The following is a 370-nucleotide window of genomic DNA, read 5'->3' as shown; positions in this document are numbered from 1 at the left end:
GTTCCAGCGCGTTTGTTTGCGAAGAAAGAAAGTGGCGGCAAACTGGAAATTCTTTTTGAGCGAATGATTGATAGTCATACGTTTTTAGCGCATGTCAGGTCTAGCCGTTCCCCTAAAGAAGGTAGCAAGATTCTTGTTGATACCGACGATGGTAGCACGCAAGTAATCGAAATGAAGGGGCGACAGAATGCACTGTTTATTCTTGAGACCGAGTCTTTAGAGGTTTTTGATCTGCTTGAAAAGTACGGCCACATTCCTTTACCTCCGTATATTGAGCGTGGTGATGAGGATATGGATCAGGATCGTTATCAAACTGTCTATGCCGATAAGCCAGGCGCGGCAGCAGCGCCTACGGCAGGCTTGCACTTTG

At 46.8% G+C, this 370-nt stretch carries 1 protein-coding gene; it reads left to right on the top strand.

Annotated elements, in window-relative coordinates; genetic code table 11:
• On the top strand, positions 1 to 370 hold a 370-nt coding region (locus A3761_RS07380; RefSeq protein ID WP_197472936.1), incomplete at both ends, for an S-adenosylmethionine:tRNA ribosyltransferase-isomerase.

The sequence above is a fragment of the Oleiphilus sp. HI0123 genome (assembly GCF_001635315.1).
This window is presented reverse-complemented; position numbering and strand designations above follow the sequence as displayed.